The 364-nt window shown below is 52.7% G+C and carries 1 pseudogene; it reads right to left on the bottom strand.

From position 1 onward, the window contains the following. Positions 1 to 334: pseudogene (locus Q5Y71_RS17310) on the bottom strand (IS3 family transposase); the annotation flags it as partial. Between the last annotated feature and the right edge of the window lie 30 nt (positions 335 to 364).

A 364-nucleotide genomic window follows, 5' to 3' on the forward strand; every position in this document is an offset into this window, starting at 1 on the left:
CTTGTCTGCCGCGTCGATCCAGTCAATCCTGGCTTCCCGACTTACTCCCCTAACTTTTTTTGAGCCAGTCTGCTTCCATCTTCAGGCGCCCTATCTCGCCATACAGACGATCCTCATTTTTCTTGTTGTCTTTGGCTGGCTTGGGGCCACGTTTGGTCTCAAACAGCGCGCTGGCGTTTTCCAGTATCTCCTTCTTCCACTGTCCTACCAGCACTGGATGCACGCCATAGACTTGCGCGATCTCACTGATTGTCTTCACACCACGTACCGCCTCCAGGCCCACTTTGGCCTTGAACTCGGGCTTGTGAATCTTGCGCTTCTTTACTTCACTCATCGCTATCATCCTCCGAGGACGACAGCTTAA

The organism is Microbulbifer sp. 2205BS26-8, from assembly GCF_030731025.1.
Classification (GTDB): domain Bacteria; phylum Pseudomonadota; class Gammaproteobacteria; order Pseudomonadales; family Cellvibrionaceae; genus Microbulbifer; species Microbulbifer spongiae.